Source organism: Atlanticothrix silvestris CENA357, assembly GCF_016056295.1.
Taxonomy (GTDB): Bacteria; Cyanobacteriota; Cyanobacteriia; order Cyanobacteriales; family Nostocaceae; genus Atlanticothrix; species Atlanticothrix silvestris.
The window spans coordinates 34,886-53,004 of record NZ_JAECZB010000105.1 but is presented as its reverse complement, the minus strand read 5'-3'; the positions used below and the strand labels follow the sequence as shown (position 1 = coordinate 53,004).

10 protein-coding genes and 1 pseudogene are annotated in these 18,119 nt (G+C 39.9%); 4 read left to right on the top strand and 7 right to left on the bottom strand.

The features are described 5' to 3' along the window. Nucleotides 1-59 precede the first annotated feature (59 nt). Both I8751_RS27825 and I8751_RS27820 read right to left on the bottom strand, forming a co-directional pair. Nucleotides 60-6,656: a HAMP domain-containing protein gene (locus tag I8751_RS27825; protein ID WP_214442317.1), complete on the bottom strand. Its 6,597-nt coding sequence runs from the start codon at nt 6,654-6,656 to the stop codon at nt 60-62. A 439-nt stretch (nt 6,657-7,095) separates the two neighbouring features. After that, a complete protein-coding gene (locus I8751_RS27820; RefSeq protein ID WP_214442316.1) occupies nt 7,096-7,701 on the bottom strand; it encodes a DUF4360 domain-containing protein in 606 nt (201 codons plus the stop codon). A gap of 628 nt (nt 7,702-8,329) precedes the next feature. Between I8751_RS27820 and I8751_RS27815 the strand changes: the two are divergent. Next, nucleotides 8,330-8,725, top strand: a pseudogene (locus tag I8751_RS27815) (DUF6999 family protein); the annotation flags it as partial. 55 nt (nt 8,726-8,780) lie between these two features. Here I8751_RS27815 and I8751_RS27810 read toward each other — a convergent pair. Further along, nucleotides 8,781-9,194 (bottom strand): hypothetical protein, encoded by a 414-nt coding sequence (locus I8751_RS27810; RefSeq protein WP_214442314.1) that lies wholly within the window; start codon nt 9,192-9,194, stop codon nt 8,781-8,783. A 175-nt stretch (nt 9,195-9,369) separates the two neighbouring features. Further along, a complete protein-coding gene (locus tag I8751_RS27805; protein ID WP_214442313.1) occupies nt 9,370-10,266 on the bottom strand; it encodes a hypothetical protein in 897 nt (298 codons plus the stop codon). Between the two features lie 439 nt (nt 10,267-10,705). Here I8751_RS27805 and I8751_RS27800 point away from each other — a divergent pair, with 439 nt between their 5' ends. The 3 genes from I8751_RS27800 (at nt 10,706) to I8751_RS27790 (ending at nt 13,220) form a co-directional block, all read left to right on the top strand. Then, a complete protein-coding gene (locus tag I8751_RS27800; RefSeq protein WP_214442312.1) occupies nt 10,706-11,389 on the top strand; it encodes an SDR family oxidoreductase in 684 nt (227 codons plus the stop codon). A 254-nt stretch (nt 11,390-11,643) separates the two neighbouring features. Further along, nucleotides 11,644-12,147, top strand: a complete 504-nt coding sequence (locus tag I8751_RS27795) for a cupin domain-containing protein (RefSeq protein WP_214442311.1) — start codon at nt 11,644-11,646, stop codon at nt 12,145-12,147. A 209-nt stretch (nt 12,148-12,356) separates the two neighbouring features. Then, on the top strand, nt 12,357-13,220 hold the full coding sequence (locus I8751_RS27790; RefSeq protein ID WP_214442310.1) for a DUF6671 family protein: 864 nt from the start codon (nt 12,357-12,359) through the stop codon (nt 13,218-13,220). A 61-nt stretch (nt 13,221-13,281) separates the two neighbouring features. On the opposite strand, the gene I8751_RS27785 is transcribed toward I8751_RS27790, so the two are convergent. The 3 genes from I8751_RS27785 to I8751_RS27775 form a co-directional block, all read right to left on the bottom strand. After that, nucleotides 13,282-15,204 carry an Hsp70 family protein gene (locus tag I8751_RS27785; RefSeq protein WP_214442309.1) on the bottom strand — a complete coding sequence of 641 codons (1,923 nt, stop codon included), beginning with the start codon at nt 15,202-15,204 and terminating at the stop codon, nt 13,282-13,284. Between the two features lie 12 nt (nt 15,205-15,216). Next, entirely contained in the window at nt 15,217-16,116 is a 900-nt protein-coding gene (locus I8751_RS27780) for a hypothetical protein (protein ID WP_214442308.1), read from the bottom strand. Between the two features lie 339 nt (nt 16,117-16,455). Beyond that, nucleotides 16,456-17,730 carry a sensor histidine kinase gene (locus I8751_RS27775; protein WP_214442307.1) on the bottom strand — a complete coding sequence of 425 codons (1,275 nt, stop codon included), beginning with the start codon at nt 17,728-17,730 and terminating at the stop codon, nt 16,456-16,458. Between the last annotated feature and the right edge of the window lie 389 nt (nt 17,731-18,119).

Sequence of the window (18,119 nt, the reverse complement as noted above, 5' to 3'; positions counted from 1 at the left end):
AGCCAGCACGTTTTGCGCTGGCTGCTTCGGCAAACTGCTGGTTTTGTTTCATTCTTTCCTTACCGATACAGCCAAACACGTAAGAGTGAAAGCAACTGTTCAGTATCTACGGGTTTGGTAATGTAATCTGATGCACCTGCTTCGATACATTTCTCGCGATCGCCTTGCATGGCTTTAGCAGTCAATGCAATAATCGGCAAAGTTTTAAATTGCTCGTTCTGGCGAATTAGGCGTGTTGTTTCGTAACCGTCCATTTCGGGCATCATTACATCCATTAAAACAATATCAATATCTGGTGTATTTTCTAAGGAAACAATTCCATCTCTGCCGTTTTCAGCATACGACACCTGCATTTGATATTGCTCTAACATACTTGTCAGGGCAAAGATATTACGCATATCGTCGTCTACAATTAATACTTTTTTCCCTACAAGGAAGTGGTCTTGTGAATGCAGCTGTTCTAGTATTTGGCGTTTGGTTGCAGGTAGATTTGCTTGGACTCGGTGTAAAAATAAAGCTGTTTCATCAAGCAATCGCTCAGGCGATCGCACGTCTTTGACGATGATTGTCTCGGCTATGCGTCTGAGTTCAGTTTCTTGAGCTTTGCTAATTTCTCTGCCAGTGTAGACAATGATTGGCAATGCTTCACCATTTGGTTCAAGCTTAATATACTCGATTAGTTCAAACCCAGTCATATCTGGTAGCCCTAAATCGAGAACAAGGCAATCAAAATGCTGGGTGCGAATCGCTTCCAGGGCTGCTGCACCAGTTCCTACGGCAGTAGTAGCAACATCGCTGTTACCAATCAATTCTACAAGACTCAGCCGTTGCATATCATCATCTTCAACTATCAACAAATTCTTCACCTGACGCTCAACAAAACCTTTAATTTTTGTCAATGCTTCGGATATTGTTTCACTAGTTAATGGTTTTTGCAGATATGCGATCGCTCCTAGTTGTAAACCGCGTTGTCGTCCTTCTTCAACTGTCATGATATGTACAGGAATGTGACGCGTATTCGGGTTATGTTTGAGGCGATCTAACACTGTCCAACCATCCATTTCAGGCATTCTGATATCCAGCAAAATTGCTGAAGGGTGAAATTGCTGTGCTAACGCTAAACCTGCAACACCGTTTTGAGCAGCTATAACTTTGAATGCCTGCTGGTGCGCCATCTCTATTAGGATACGTGCAAAGTTAATATCATCTTCGACAATTAACAACACGCGATCGCCATTTTGGATATCAGCGCGATCGTCATTAAGAAGCGCTGAGTTAAGATTGCTAAGTGTTGAGTAGTGAGGTCTGAGTGTTGGGGATGTAGACTCAGCATTAAGGATTGTTGATTCAGGACTTAATTGCGGTAGGTACAATGTGAAGGTGCTACCTTGCTCTGGGGTGCTGACAAGTGTAATTTCGCCACCGAAAAGATGGGCGATTTCGCGGCTGATTGACAAGCCCAAACCTGTTCCGCCATATTTACGACTAGTAGTGCCATCAGCTTGCTGGAAGGCTTCAAAAATAACTTTCTGCTTTTCGGGAGCAATACCAATACCTGTATCAATGACTGCAAAGGCAATCACTGTCTGGGCGCGATTCAAAGTTTCTTGATTGGGGCTCCATCCTTGCTTAGCTACTTGAATATGCAAGCGTATTTCTCCACGCTCTGTAAACTTAAAAGCGTTGGAAAGTAAATTTTTCAGCACCTGTTGTAAGCGTTTCGCATCAGTATATATTGTTCTGGGTAATTCGGGAGCTAAGTCAACTGTGAAAGCAAGTCCTTTGTTGTGAGCTATTTGCCCAAAAGTGCGTTCAATTTGCTCGCTTAACTCTACTAATACCATCTGATTCATGTCAATTGACATAGTTCCAGATTCAATTTTGGCGAGATCCAAAATGTCATTGATCAATGCCAAAAGGTCGTTACCTGCTGAGTAAATTGTTTGGCTATATTCGACTTGTTTAGTAGTCAAATTGCCGTTGACGTTATCCGTCAATAATTTGGCTAAAATCAATAAACTATTAAGCGGTGTCCGTAGTTCATGGGACATATTGGCAAGAAATTCAGACTTATATTTCGATGAAAGGGCTAGTTGTTCAGCTTTTTCTTCCAAAGACCGTCTTGCTTGTTCAATTTCACGATTTTTGCGCTCTACTTCTTTCTTTTGCAGTGCCAACATTTCTGCTTTTTCTTCTAACTCGGTGTTAGTTTGTTGTAATTCTTCTTGCTGTCCTTTGAGTAAATCTTCTGAAGTTTTGAGCGATTGGGCTTGTTGTTCTAGACGTTTGTTAGTTTCTCTGAGTTCGTTTTGCTGGGTTTGCAGTTCTTCAGCTAAAGATTGTGACTGTTTGAGCAATTCTTCAGTCCGCATCGAAGCGGCGATCGTGTTGAGAACGATCGCAATGCTTTCGGTAAGCTGGTCAAAGAATGTTAAATGAATTTCACTAAAGTGGCGGAAAGAAGCTAATTCAATTACCGCCGTTACTTGCCCTTCAAATAGCACAGGTAACACCACGGCATTCAGCGGAGTTGCTTCTCCTAAACCAGAGCTAATCTTGATATAATCGCTCGGTACTTCTGTTAACAGAATTCGCTCTTTTTCTAAAGCGCATTGTCCCACTAAACCTTCGCCCAAGTAGAAGCGATTACCCAAATGCTTGCGTTCGCGGTAAGCATAGCTACTAATTAATTTCAAATATGCAATGTTTTCCGCACCGTCCATCAAGTAAAATACACCATGTTGCGCTCCTACCAATGGTGCTAGTTCTGAGAGGATCAGTTTGGATACAGTTTCTAAGTCTCGCTGACCTTGCAACATTCTGGTAAACTTGGCGAGGTTAGTTTTTAACCAGTCTTGTTCTGTATTTTTCTGCGTTGTCTCGCGCAAATTGCCAATCATCTGGTTGATGTTGTCTTTGAGGATGGCAACTTCACCTTCGGCATCGACGGCAATGGAACGAGTTAAGTCGCCTTTCGTAACTGCTGTTGCAACTTCTGCGATCGCTCTTAACTGTGTAGTTAAAGTAGCAGCTAATTCATTGACATTATCTGTCAAATCTCGCCAAGTTCCTGCCGCCCCTGGTACTTTTGCTTGTCCACCCAACTTCCCTTCAATACCCACTTCCCGCGCTACAGTCGTGACTTGGTTGGCAAATGTCGCTAGGGTATCAATCATCTCGTTAATTGTTTCTGCCAAAGTTTCAATTTCTCCCTTGGCATCCAGCATCAATTTTCGCTTCAAGTCCCCATTAGCAACTGCTGTCACGACTTTGGCAATGCCTCGAACTTGGGCGGTTAAATTATTCGCCATTGAGTTCACATTATCAGTTAAGTCTTTCCAAGTACCTGCAACACCTTGGACTTCAGCTTGTCCACCGAGTTTACCTTCGGTTCCCACTTCCCTAGCAACCCGCGTTACTTCGCTGGCAAAAGAACTCAATTGATCCACCATTGTGTTAATGGTGTTCTTGAGTTCGAGAATTTCACCTTTGACATCAACGGTAATTTTCTTGGATAAGTCGCCATTTGCCACTGCTTTCGTAACTTCGGCAATATTTCGCAATTGTGCCGTTAAGTTACCTGCCATTAAGTTAAAGTTATCGGTCAAATCTTTCCAAGTACCGGCAACATCCCTGACATAAGCTTGCACGCCCAACTTACCTTCGGTTCCCACTTCTCTGGCAACTCGCGTCACTTCACCAGCAAAGGAATTGAGTTGATCTACCATTGTGTTAATGGTGTTCTTGAGTTCGAGAATTTCACCTTTGACATCGACAGTGATTTTTTTGGATAAGTCGCCATTTGCCACCGCCGTCGTCACTTCGGCAATGTTCCGCACCTGTGAAGTTAAGCTTCCTGCCATTGAATTTACGCTATCAGTCAGGTCTTTCCATGTGCCGGCAACACCTCTGACTTCGGCTTGCACACCCAACTTACCTTCAGTTCCCACTTCACGCGCCACCCGCGTTACTTCACTGGCAAAAGAGTTCAGCTGATCTACCATCGTGTTGATGGTGTTCTTCAACTCTAAGATTTCGCCTTTTACTTGTACAGTAATTTTCTTAGAAAGGTCGCCTGTCGCTACGGCTGTTGTGACTGTCGCAATATTTCTAACTTGTGCGGTTAAGCTTCCTGCCATAAAGTTAACCGAGTCGGTTAAATCTTTCCAAGTTCCAGCTACACCGCGTACATCCGCTTGTACACCCAACTTGCCTTCGCTACCCACTTCACGTGCCACCCGTGTGACTTCACTGGCAAAAGAGTTAAGTTGATCCACCATGATGTTGATGGTGTTCTTCAACTCTAAGATTTCGCCTTTTACTTGTACAGTAATTTTCTTAGATAAATCACCGTTAGCGATCGCAGTTGTCACGTCGGCGATGTTCCGCACCTGTGCCGTTAAACTTCCTGCCATGAAGTTTACGCTGTCGGTCAAGTCTTTCCAAGTACCTGCAACACCTGGGACTTCAGCTTGTACACCCAACTTTCCTTCAGTTCCCACTTCCCTGGCGACGCGTGTGACTTCACTAGCAAAGGAACTGAGTTGATCTACCATTGTGTTAATAGTGTTCTTCAACTCTAAAATTTCGCCTTTGACATCGACGGTAATTTTCTTAGAAAGGTCGCCAGTTGCTACTGCTGTTGTCACCTCGGCAATGTTCCGCACCTGTGCCGTCAAGCTACCTGCCATGAAGTTAACTGAATCAGTCAAATCTTTCCAAGTACCAGCAACACCTCTAACTTCTGCTTGTACACCCAACTTTCCTTCTGCACCCACCTCACGAGCCACCCGCGTCACTTCACCTGCAAAGGAGTTGAGTTGATCTACCATGATATTGATGGTATTTTTCAACTCTAAAATTTCGCCTTTGACATCAACAGTAATTTTTTTAGAAAGGTCGCCATTTGCTACAGCTGTCGTCACTTCGGCAATATTCCGCACCTGTGCAGTTAAACTGCCCGCCATGAAGTTTACACTATCTGTTAAATCTTTCCACGTACCAGCAACCCCTTTCACATCTGCTTGTACACCTAATTTTCCTTCACTGCCTACCTCACGGGCTACCCGCGTTACTTCACTGGCAAAGGAACTTAGTTGATCCACCATAATATTGATGGTGTTTTTCAACTCCAAAATTTCGCCTTTAACATCGACAGTAATTTTCTTAGAAAGGTCGCCAGTTGCGATCGCTGTTGTGACTTCAGCGATGTTGCGTACTTGTGCCGTCAAGCTGCCAGCCATCAAGTTGACATTATCGGTCAAGTCCTTCCAAGTCCCAGCGACTCCTGGGACTTCAGCTTGCACACCTAATTTTCCTTCGGTTCCCACCTCACGGGCAACCCGCGTCACTTCACTAGCAAAAGAATTGAGTTGATCCACCATCGTGTTTATGGTATTCTTCAACTCTAAAATTTCGCCTTTGACATCGACAGTAATTTTTTTAGAAAGGTCGCCGTTTGCTACAGCAGTTGTCACTTCGGCAATGTTGCGTACCTGTGCTGTCAAGCTACCCGCCATGAAATTTACACTGTCAGTCAAATCTTTCCAAGTGCCACCAACGCCTTGTACTTGAGCTTGACCACCCAGTTTACCTTCTGCACCTACCTCACGGGCAACCCGCGTTACTTCACTAGCAAAAGAATTAAGTTGATCCACCATAATGTTAACGGTGTTTTTCAACTCTAAAATTTCACCTTTGACATCGACAGTAATTTTCTTCGAGAGGTCGCCATTTGCTACCGCTGTAGTCACTTCGGCAATGTTGCGTAATTGTGCCGTTAAGTTCCCTGCCATCAAGTTAACATTATCAGTCAAATCTTTCCAAGTGCCTGCAACGCCTTGGACTTCGGCTTGCACACCTAATTTTCCTTCGGTTCCCACTTCACAAGCAACCCGTGTCACTTCACTTACAAAAGAATTGAGCTGATCCACCATAATGTTAACGGTGTTTTTCAACTCTAAAATTTCGCCTTTGACATCGACAGTAATTTTCTTCGAGAGGTCGCCATTCGCTACTGCAGTCGTCACTTCGGCAATGTTGCGTAATTGTGCCGTTAAGTTCCCTGCCATCAAGTTAACATTATCAGTCAAATCTTTCCAAGTGCCTGCAACGCCTTGGACTTCGGCTTGCACACCTAATTTTCCTTCGGTTCCCACTTCACAAGCAACCCGTGTTACTTCACTAGCAAAGGAATTAAGTTGACCAACCATCGTGTTAACCATTTGGGCAGTTTGCAAGAATTCACCTTTGAGGGGTCTGCCTTCAATTTCTGGGGCAATGGTTTGGGATAAGTCGCCATTAGCTACAGCTCGAATCACACGTGCTGTTTCCGCTGTTGGTTGTACTAAATCTGTAATGAGAGTATTGACAAAATTTACACAATCTAACCAAGAACCGCGCACATCACCAAGAGAAGCACGTTCACTGATTTTGCCTTCTTTGCCAACTACATTACCAATTCGTTGTAGTTCTGCGGCCATGCATTCATTTTGGTCAATAATATCATTGATGGTATCGGCTATTTTTCCAGCCATACCAGTTTGGTCTATGGGCATCCGAGCAGAAAAGTCACCTCGTTTGACAGCACTCAACGTTTTTAATAGCTGATTTAAATCTAAATTGTCGCTGTCTTTAGTTAACTGTTCAGTCGCCATAGCCTTATCCTTAATAAAAATTGTTCTGTTTTTTGCACCTTAATATCTGCTTGAAGGTACTTTCAGGTAATACTTGGGGTTTGCCCCCCTTGAGGCAATGGTTTATATGAATTTCACCTGACGTACTTTTGCTAGCTATTTCTGGAGTCCCATTGATAATCATAGCTAGCCGTTCTCTTAATAGGTGGTTAGCAAATGTTTTTTAAAATCAAATTATTGTAGCGATATTTAATAAACTCTCCAGGAAAAGTGTATCTTTAGTTGAGGTAAATTCAGTGTAACAAGAGAAAAAAAGTTTTAAGCCGTATTTTGTCCAGCAATCCTTGTGTTCCAGGATAAGTAAAAACGCCAATGCCAGTTCCCTGGGGGAACTGGCATCCCTCTCACTAATTTTGTACTCAAAATCAGTGAGGGACTCCTGACAGTCTAGTTGCAAAGACTAACGACACTGGCGATATTTGATGTGATAAACTAAACCACGGTGGGCAAGGTCAAAAGAGTCAACAGTCGCCATCCCTTGACCATTAGCAGTCATTGCAGCATTTACACGCATATTTACACTGTCGCCACAGCGTGACCAGACATCAGCCATAGTCACTAATTGATCTCGAACATTGTAGTCACTTTCGCCTCTAAATGTCCTAGAAAAAACAGGGCCACGCTGACCAGCAAAAAAGTACTCTGCTCTTAGTCTCCCAATTGTGGAGGGAGCAACATAGCCTCGATAATCAGCATCGTAGAGGGAAATTTGAAAGCCTTGGGGCACTCTGATGGGGATGCTCATATTACAGCTTTTGCGGCTTTGTGCAACCTTATTCCCCACAGCTATAAACTGATCGAATAGAATACTTAGCTCTTGACCATCGGGACTGACGCTGACGCTAGCAGAACCATCAGGGCAACCGTTACCACCATATTCTGCGCCTAAAATCTCAACTTTGTCGTTAGCAAGGGCCGGATCAACAGAAGCCGTAATCAGTATTGTAGCGGCTAGAAACGCTTTACCAAAGTTAATAGATGTGTTCTTAAAATTTCCATTATTCATAACTCACCTAACTTGAGTATTTTGGATAGTGTTAGATCCCAATTCGTTGCGGAGGATTTCGGAAAAATGTGCGTTAATCAAACTGTCACATTCTTTCGAGAATATGGTTTGTATTCTATTCACTTCCATTGAGTAATTTGATTAGGTTTTAAACGTGCGTTAATCAAACTGTCACAATATTTATGGAATGTTAGCAGTATAATTACATACTGCAATTAGATAATTTCTCAGCATTTACAGTTTTATTTTTTTCTAATGATTAATGAGAATTTATTACATATTTTCATTTTCAAAAGGGCAGTATATGTACTTATCCTTGAGTAAATAATTTTTACTATGAACAGCGTTTATATCAATAGTATCGGTAAGTTTTACCTGGCGAACCTATTAGCAATAACCAGATAGAAGACTACCTGGGTAAAATCGGTGGGCAGCCTTTCAAAGCAAGACTTGGATCTAGTATTATCAATTTTCTGATTGATAACGGCCCTGACCCAATGATAGAAAAATCTCAACTTTATCCACGTACAGTTGATGATTTAGCTAAAAAAATGCTTTTTTAGAGCATGACTTACTTCTTTATAACTTTGTCCTTGACTATCACTAGGCGCAACAAGCAAATCCCCAATGGTTAGAACAACTCAAACAACGAGAACTAAATTACGATAGCATTACGCCTGTAAAAATAGATATAGATTTTGACACCCGTCCTCCTTGGAAGATTCTTGACTTGGAATCAACAATTGAACTGTTTAAAGTGTTTTATTCCTTGTGTTTAACTAGTGATGAATTTACACGAGCAGTACTATCACTACAGTTTGATGAAAATTTTGCCGTATACATTAGTACAATTATTAATGATTATAACTGGAATCACATCGTTACCAATCGCCATCCTTTGGCACCAAACAGTCCTTTTCAAGCCGCCCGTGATTTAATCATGCATGGGATTATTACTGAATATCTTCACCGCTATCTGGAAATTAGTCATTCTGTAAAAATGTTTGAAAAACAGAAGAGCTAGACATCTCTTTTTTATTCACTTAAAGCATTATGCAATGCAGGTAATTATAATGCTATTAAGGTTTTAACAGCGGTGTTTCTGGGCGCTGAATATTACAATAATTTACCACTTGCGTGCCAACAATATAACCTGTACCTATCAATACACTAAAAAGTGTAAGAGTAATAACTAAAAATTGGCGGTCAGTAACCAATTTAGGTTTAGAATTGATTTTCAATAGTGTTTGTACATTTTTTATTGCCAAAGACAGAGACTGGTGATCAATTTCATGCCAGATGATTAAAACTCCATTTTTTGGATGATTTAGAAATGCACACAAGTAGTCAGGATTTGACTCATCTTGTGTAACAATAAATGAGTATCCATTGATTAATCTTGTTATCAAATTCTTCTGGATGCCTAATTGACGTATGCTAGGCTTCATATTGTTTGATTCCAGTATAATAATTGCTTCTTCTTCAGATAGCATTTTGCACCCTTAGAGGTTGTTTTAAAAGTGATTAACTGTGATTTTAGGCACTTAATTGATCCCCCCTACCCCCCCTTTTTAAGGGAGGAATTGAATTTAAGTCTCCCTTTTTAAGGGGGATTTAGAGGGATCTAAAATGTTTTGCTACCGACAATAGGACTTTTCAAACATCTTCTTATACCATTGCTAGGAAGGCCTTTAATATTTGATATTGATAATTCTTATTTTCAATAAGATTAGAGGTGGGAGTTACCATCCAAATAATTTGAATAATGTCATCGTCATTTTTGCCATTTTCTCGAAGAGACTTGATTAACTGCTTATCTGCATCAACAGCTTTCTGAACAAAATCATGACTCAGTGATTCTTTTAACCAATTCCAATTATCACTGCCAGAAAATAACCACTCTATTGCTTGAGCAATAAATCTAAAAGTATTAAGAGAATAAATATTGACGTTAGTTTGATTTTTAGTGGAAGGTGCTTCAGTATTTATTTGAAACCCGCCAAGTATTAAAATTTTAACTTTCTGAATCAGAATAGTAATTACCCAAGGAACGGTCAAGCCGTAATTTGTAGTTAGCCATTCGACAATTGTTACTTTTTCTTTATCCTTAAATAATTTTGTTATTCTTAAGGAATATTTTTCCTCAAAAGGTAATGGGTTAACTAAGTTACCTAAATGGGCTAAACGTTTAATAATCAGAGAACAAACTTCCAAATTCAACCAATTTCCGAAAATTTTGTAAAATTCAGCATCTGAAATATCATTACAAAAATGGTAAAATTCATAAAGCTGTTCTACATCAGCAAGATGTAATCCTTCGTGTATAAATGGATTAATTTTAGCTTTTTCTATTTTTTCTTTCGTTATAAGTAGAATATTGTTGTCAATACTAGCAGGTATAGACTTTTTTTTAATAGAAAATGTGATGTTAGTAAGTAAGGCAGATATAATATCTTCTAAAACGATTCTGCCATTTGCGCCTTGTTTTTGGCAATAAACACGTACTTCTTGTCTAGTGCCGATAGACTCATTATTGTAATAATATTTAGTTAAAACTAAACTCACAGAAATATCTCCCGTAACAGACTCAAAACAAGCATGTTGATGTGTTTGGCTATTCTCCTAGTAGTAAAGCTAAAAACTAATTATAGCTAAAATGATAACAGGCTAGAGGTAGCAAGTAATTCAGCAATTTTAAATTTGGCGCTATAGGAAGAATTAGCAGGATAAATAGGATCAAATCCAGCTAGTATTACAGATACAATAATACTGTATTGCTTATTTAGACTGACTTTTCGTGGGTCTTGTATTTTGGTGATACTTACCTGCCAGGGTTTTGTATAATTTGAACACTCAAAGCACAAGCAAGTGCGATCGCGGTGGTCGAAGCTTAACTATTGTTTTGTTGGCTCGTGTTTACAGATATGACGATCTATTTGTACTACTCTAAACATTATTTTAAAGCAGATAGGATTGTTAAAGATACCTTTAATAGCAGAAAGACATGACCAAGCTCATCTTGATTACTGGTGTAAGTCGAGGTCTCGGTTTCGCGATGACCGAGCATTTTATTCATCAGGGACATACTGTGCTTGGTTGCGCTCGTTCATCAGCAGCGATCGAGGAACTGCGTCAGAAGTTCACTACACCAAACGATTTTACTGTTGTAGATGTGACAAATGAGCAGCAAGTAGAAAATTGGGCAGAACACTTACTGAACAAATATCAGCCACCAGATATACTGATTAACAATGCTGGGATTATTAATCACCCAGCGCCTTTGTGGCAGGTTACTTCTGAGGAGTTTTCTCAGTTGATAGACATCAACATTAAAGGGGTATTTAATATAATTAGCCATTTTGTTCCAGCAATGGTGAAAAACAAACGTGGTATTATTATTAACTTTAGTTCTGGCTGGGGACGCTCTGGTTCTGCCCAGGTTGCGCCCTATTGTGCTTCCAAGTGGGCAATTGAAGGGTTAACTCGTTCTTTAGCTCAAGAGTTACCTAGTGGGATGGCAGCTATTCCTCTCAATCCGGGGATTATTCATACTGATATGCTGGATATTAGCTTTGGCGAAGAAGCTGCTAACTATACACCCGCGTCTGAGTGGGCATTGAAAGCTGTTCCATTTATTCTTAAGTTGCAACCTACAGATAACGGTATTCCTTTGACTGTTCCTATATAACTATCGAAAATTCCATCTCATAATAACAAAGGTATCTGGGTTTATTTCACTGCGCCATTTTTAAGAATGGTTTAGCAGCAGAAGTTTAGGTGAGACTGAAAGGAAAAAAGGCTGTGCGTTGCGCTAAACTACATGACCATAACAACAAACGCTGTATTTTTCGCCGCGGCGGCGAAATGATATTTAGGTAAGAGGCAATGGTTGCTGAGCGATAAATTACCCAATTCCTAGTGTATACAAGTGAGGACATGACCATGACAGTGAATCAAAAAGGACTATTGCAGCAACCAGGACAAGGTTCTTCCTATTGGGTACTTGGGGATTTATATACTTTTAAAGCTGTAGGCGAAGAAACGGGTCAAGCCTATGCTTTAGTTGAGATTATCGTTCAACCACAAAGCGGTACACTTCCCCACATTCATGGTCACGAAGACGAAGCTTTTTATATTCAAGAGGGAAAATTGGAATTTCAGCTTGATCAGCAAATTATTGTAGCAACTCCTGGAACCTTTCTTCATTCTCCTAAAGGACAACTCCACAGGTTTACAAACATCGGTTCAGAGCCAGCAAAACTGCTATGCTGGGTCACGCCAGCAGGGTTAGAAAAGTTTTTCATAGAAGTAGGTGTGCCAGTATTAGAGAGGATGTCATCACCTACGGTGAGTCCCGCAGACATTGAAAAAGTTTTGGCTGCTGCTCCCAGGTATGGCCTTGAAATTATTCCTCCAAATGCTGAATCTTTGCAGTCCTCAAACTAATACCAATTCTCTATAAACTTACACTTAATGATTATCCTTTTCTTCCTTGGCGCTTTTGGCGTTCTTGGTGAAGCAGTCCGGTCTTGGGGGTTTCCCCCATGAGGAACTGCTGTTAGCGTAGCGGTAGCGAGCTTGCGAGCGTCACCCGTAGGGCGGTTCGTAATTAAAAAATTTGTAAGGATTCAGGTGACAATAGGGATTAGCGCAGAATGAATGACCAGCAATTATTTAATGATCGTCTGGCTGTGTTGGCGACAATGCACCAAAAAGAAAAGGTAATTGCTCCACTATTAGAACAAGAGTTGGGCATCAACGTTATAGTACCACAGAATTTTAATACTGATATTTTTGGCACATTTACTAGAGAAGTAAAACGTCCGGGAACACAAATTGCCGCAGCTAAATTCAAAGCAGAGAAAGCCTTAGAATTAACACGAGGAAATTTAGCGATCGCCAGCGAAGGTAATTTTACACCCCATCCATTAGTCCCTTATATTTACTCTAATAGAGAAATAGTTATTTTCTTAGATAAAATTAATAATCTAGAAATTATTGGTGAGGAAATTTCTATAGATACTAACTTTAATCATCAAATTATAACAAATTTAGATGAGACATATATTTTTGCTAATAAAGTTGGTTTTCCAGAACATGGATTAGTTGTCTGGTTTGAAAACTTAGAGAATAGATGTAATGAGATAACGAAAGGTATTACAAAAGAAATAGATTTGATAACATCAGTTGATTTGGCATTGCGTCATTCGCCAAATAATCAGGTAAATATCGAGACAGATATGCGAGCAATGTATAATCCCACCCGGATGAAAAATATCGCAAAAGCTACCCATAATCTACTCAATAAAATTAGCAGTTGTTGCCCAAAATGTAATGCCCCTGGTTTTGAAATAACTGAAATAATTCAGGGATTACCCTGTGAATTTTGTCATATCCCAACCACCTTACCACTGACCGCAATTTATCAATGTAAAAAATGTGGTTTTAATCAAGAGAAACTATTCCCTAATGGTATGGAATTTGCGAATCCAGCCCAATGTATGTATTGTAATCCGTAGGGTATCTCTATTCATCCACTGCGAAGCTTCTTTAGATGAGCAAATTGACCATCTAGATACATTATTGGATCAAAATTATTGCCTCTTGAACCTTAGTAGATAGAGCTTTTTGCAAACCTTGCTCAACTTTAGTAATTAGTTTATCAAAAGCATCTTGATTTGCTGTCAGTTGTTCTTGAATAACCTTATCTAGCTCAGGCTTTACTTGGTTGCACATATCGTCAATTTTCCGGTCATTCAAAAAACTAGAGCGAATCCAACCAGGAACATTGACATTTGTTTTAATTGCCTCTTTCACAGTTTCTCGATTTAGTTCCATACCAGCAGCCATTACTGAAGCGCCATAAACCAATGCAATAGGCCATGTTAAATGTCCGGTCAATATCAGAGTGATGATACTGGCGAGAGTACCCCCACCAATTAATACATTGACGATGAATGCTACTGTGTCAGCCAAAATAGCATCTCCAATGCGTAACTCTGGGTTGACCAAAGCAGGCTCGATACTATCTTCAAACCTCAAACTGCTTCTGGGTATCTGGAACTTTCGGCATATTGGATCAGTTTCTGCGGCTAAATCTGGTTGAATTTTATGAGTAAACCAGCTGATACATTGGTTGTTAACTATCTGTTGAGCGATATCGCCTTGCAGCCACTCTTGGGCTCGCTGCTTCATTGAGGTTTCCAAATCAGCCAAAGTACGAATTTGGTTTTTTTGCCAATCTTTTACCCCTGGTCTAACTGCGTTCTCAATTAACCCCTCAGCTAATGGCTTAGCCAATGATTCTATTAACTCTGGAATATGTTGACCAATCAATTCTTTGAGCTTGTTTGATTCCATCAATTTATTGACTTCGTGCTTGAAGGCATTAGCACGTAAATCCCAGCGTCCCACACGTGCTAAACCAAGTGCAATGCACCTTTCAGGCTCCGGGTCTGGACGCAGTTGGGTTTCTGGTTCAGGGAAGAATTCCTGACAAAGCTGGTGGGTAAATTTCATCCGAGATGCACCACCAGTCATTAATATTAGTTTCGGCACAATACCTTGCTGTTTTAGCTGTTGTTGTGCTTCTGTTAAAGCTTCGTGAAATGATTGCAGCCAACTTTTTTGCTCTAGTTCGGGTAAAGGTTGGTTCAATATTTCGTCCATCATCAATTTGTTGACTTGGGGGATAAAATAAATCTGTTCGTTAATAGATTCAAAGCCACGGGCAAAAGATTGAGCATCGCTGTAAAGCTGTTCATTAGAAAAGTAATCTTCCTTGGCTTTGCGACAAGCTAATTCACAACGCGCTTGATGATGTGGATATTCCTGGAATACTTTTTCGAGTAATGACTTTTGTTCGTGTTTGGCGAGAGTGGTAGCAAAAACGGCTTTATCAATTAAAGATGCACCTAAAGTATTATTGCCAAAATCTAAGGGGATTTCTTGTAAGTTTTTAACTAAGGTAAAATCTGTAGTTGAGGAGCCAATATCAATAATTAATACCGACGAAAGGAGTTTTTCGTATTCCAGTTTACCGGCTTCTTTGGCCTGCATAAAAGCTGCCCGTGATTCTGGGACGACATTTAGTAAATGAATGCCAGATTCTTGCAGCAGTTTCTGGTATTCTGAACGTTCTTTAACTGTCCATCCTGAAGGGCAACCAACGTAAAAGTAAGTATTGTCCTGAGATTCAATTTGTCTACTTTCTTTTAGTAGGTGGTAGTAGGTGGCAACAAAAGTACTAATTGTCTTGCGATATTTGGGATCGTTATTGGGTTTTTGCTTGAAAGTGATTGCCAATTGAGTAACGCCAGCTTGAATTAAGGCTTGTTCGCCAACTAGATAACCGAGTTTTGGATGCCAAGCAAGGGCGGTGATTTGGGTCTTTTTATTATTAATCTCCAACATTTGGGGCGGTTCGATGCTCAGGGCAATCGCTTTAGCTACTGCTGTTTCACCGTGTCCCAAATCAAAACCGACTGTTTCTAAAATTTCCATACAATATATTGTCTATGATTCTCTGGCTTGGGAGTATGCTGGCTCAATTACCCTACCGCGTCTCAACAAGCGATCGCCTTTCAACAAAGCGGGCGTAATCGTGACATAATCTTTGGTATCAGGGTCGATACTTGGCTCAAAATCAAAGTAAGTGCGATCGCTATGAGGTTCTTTTGCTTGGTAAATTTGAGCGCGAATCCCCTGAGACATTAAAATTTGTGGCAAAAGTTTCGTGAGTTCCATCATCATCTGAGGTTTATTCAGAAATGATGCACCCATCAGCCTTTGTAGAAAATTTAATAGTTCTGGCAATTCTTCCATGTTGCGCTCATCTTCGTCTTTGTGAGATTCGGCAAATCTAGCAACTACTAAGTCGATAGTGTTGAGCGCATCAGCTAGGTTATCTAAAAGAATTAAACTATCAATTTTCAACACAGGTTGGGCTAGTTCTATTATCTCTTGTGAACTTGAATCATTTCTATCAAATTGCAGCAACACTTCCAATCCTAACAGCACAGAAGCAAGTAAAATCCCCATCCATGCATTTATGGTAGTTTTTGTTAAATAAAATAACCAACCTAAAATACCTACATAAAGTAGTACCTTTAGCATTTTTAAGATTAGCCGACTGGGGGAAGACGTAACCGCAAAATTATTAGCTTGCTTATGTTCTTTTGAAGCAATCTGAGCAATTTGAACTGCCGCAAGATTGGCAATAGACTGACGCAAGACCTCTAGAAAAAACGCCGACAAACGTACTTGAGTTATATTTAATTCGCTAATATAAAATCTTTCTATATGATCAAGTCGGCTTTGGATTAGTTTAACTACCTCTTCAATACTCGTTAAACTATTAATATCTGTCTGAAGTTGGTTGCGTTCTTCATTAAAGATTGAAATTATTGTTTTCATTAGCTTGCTTAAAACTTAAACATCACCATATAATTTTACACTTGTGTGCAGTATATCTATTGTATAGCGATTATTTGAAATCCTCCGAATAGTAAAGGATGAACATCTAGTTATTCCCTAAAATAAAAACAATGTATTATATGAGCATATTGTAATTGGCAGATCATTGTGCCTAGCCATTAGATGTATTTGTTTTGCCAGTGATTTCCGCAACTAAACTAAACCTATATTTTTTGAAATGGATTTTCCATGTTTACTTATAAACAAAGTTGAGTGCTAATTCACGCTAACTTCTCTAATTGGCTTTCATTTCGCTTTATCTGCTCAATAGAATAATCGTCACAATTCTGATTCTGCATTTTCTACTTTATCTTGATGAGCAATTAGCAAAGGCGTGTCTTCTCTTGTCGCAGAAACTTGGCTCATGAGCATTGCATCTAAGGGAAAAATTACCGTAAATGTAGATCCTTTTCCCAGTTCTGAAACTAACTTGATTTCACCATGCAATAATTGAACTAGGCGAGACACAATCGCCAATCCCAACCCTGTGCCATTGGAATCTTGCTGTTGTTGATCGCGGACTGCACGAAAATAAGGTTGGAAGATTTTTGTTTGAGCATCGGATGAAATTCCCAATCCTGTATCAGTAATAGATATAGCCCATTTTTGTTCGGATTCCTGACAACATTGCAAACTAATCGTCCCGGATTCTGTATATCGAATGGCATTACTAAGCAAATTCGTCAGAATTTGTTGAACTCGAAGTGGATCTGTAGTAACCTGATCTGGAGCGCGATCGCAATCAACAACTAAAGATAATTCTTTATTACGTACCAGAGGTTCAATTATCTCGACAACTGAGCTAATTAACCCACGTACATCAGTGGCAGTTGGCCGTAATATCATTCTGCCAGCATCATAACGAGAGATTTCCAGAGTATCATTAATTAAGCGCAGAATCAGCCTACCACTCTTCATAACTCGTTCGATACTTTCGAGATTGGGATACGAATTTTTGAGTTTTGTTTGTTGGCGATGCTGGCGGAGAAATAAGTCTGCGTAACAAATAATTGAAGTTAAAGGTGTTTTTAGTTCATGAGCCAACTGTGATAGGCTATCTTTAGTAGCCCAAACCAAGCGAGTTAGTTCTTGGTTAGTCAAGCGTAACTGACTTTGGAGTTGTTTTAACTCTTGTAGTCTTCCGTGAGTATAGCTATTAAAGCAACGAGCGATCGCTTCATCAATTACCGTATCTATCAGGCGTACAGCCCGCAACATATCTATAGGAGATGCCTTTAATAAATCTTTTTCCAGAAAAGAAAAAATAACAAACCGCAGTAAACGGAACTCTCGCGCAATTTCTGCTGGCTCAAATCCTTGTTCAGCACACAGCCAGCCGTGTTCTAAACTTGCATCGACTACTGTTTGTAAATCGCTTTTTTCAGACTCAGAAAGTACTGTTGCTAACGCTTTTAAAACACGAGGTAAACTATTACGTACAGCTTTCAAAGTTAGCTCCTTTGTTGCTTCAATTTGTTCATCTTGATAGACTACTTCTACCCATTGATCAACAATGGCATGACTTTTATTAATGAGAGTTTCGCTGAAATCCATCTTTTCTTTAAGGATAGTTAAGCATCTTCAATAAGAGATAGCTTAGTGCGTTCTAAATGGCTTTCGCACCTTACAAAAGATAGAACTTACACCTGATGTGAACTAGAAAAAAAGCCAAGGTAAAAGCGTAGCAGGTACGTACACTTTGTAAGCAGCACACTTTAACAGATAAGGTAGGTTGGTTAAATCAAGATTTTATACAATCAGTTGATGCTGCTCTTCAGTAGCTGCGGAGTCAGGCTAGTTATACGCATCTTTATATAAAAATGGTATTGGAATAAATATACAAAGTAACAATTGAAATTTTGCAGTACCTTATTTTCACTTTTTAGCTGTTTGACAACCAATTTACAGGCAAGATGAAATAAAAAATTTCCTTATTATTCGGG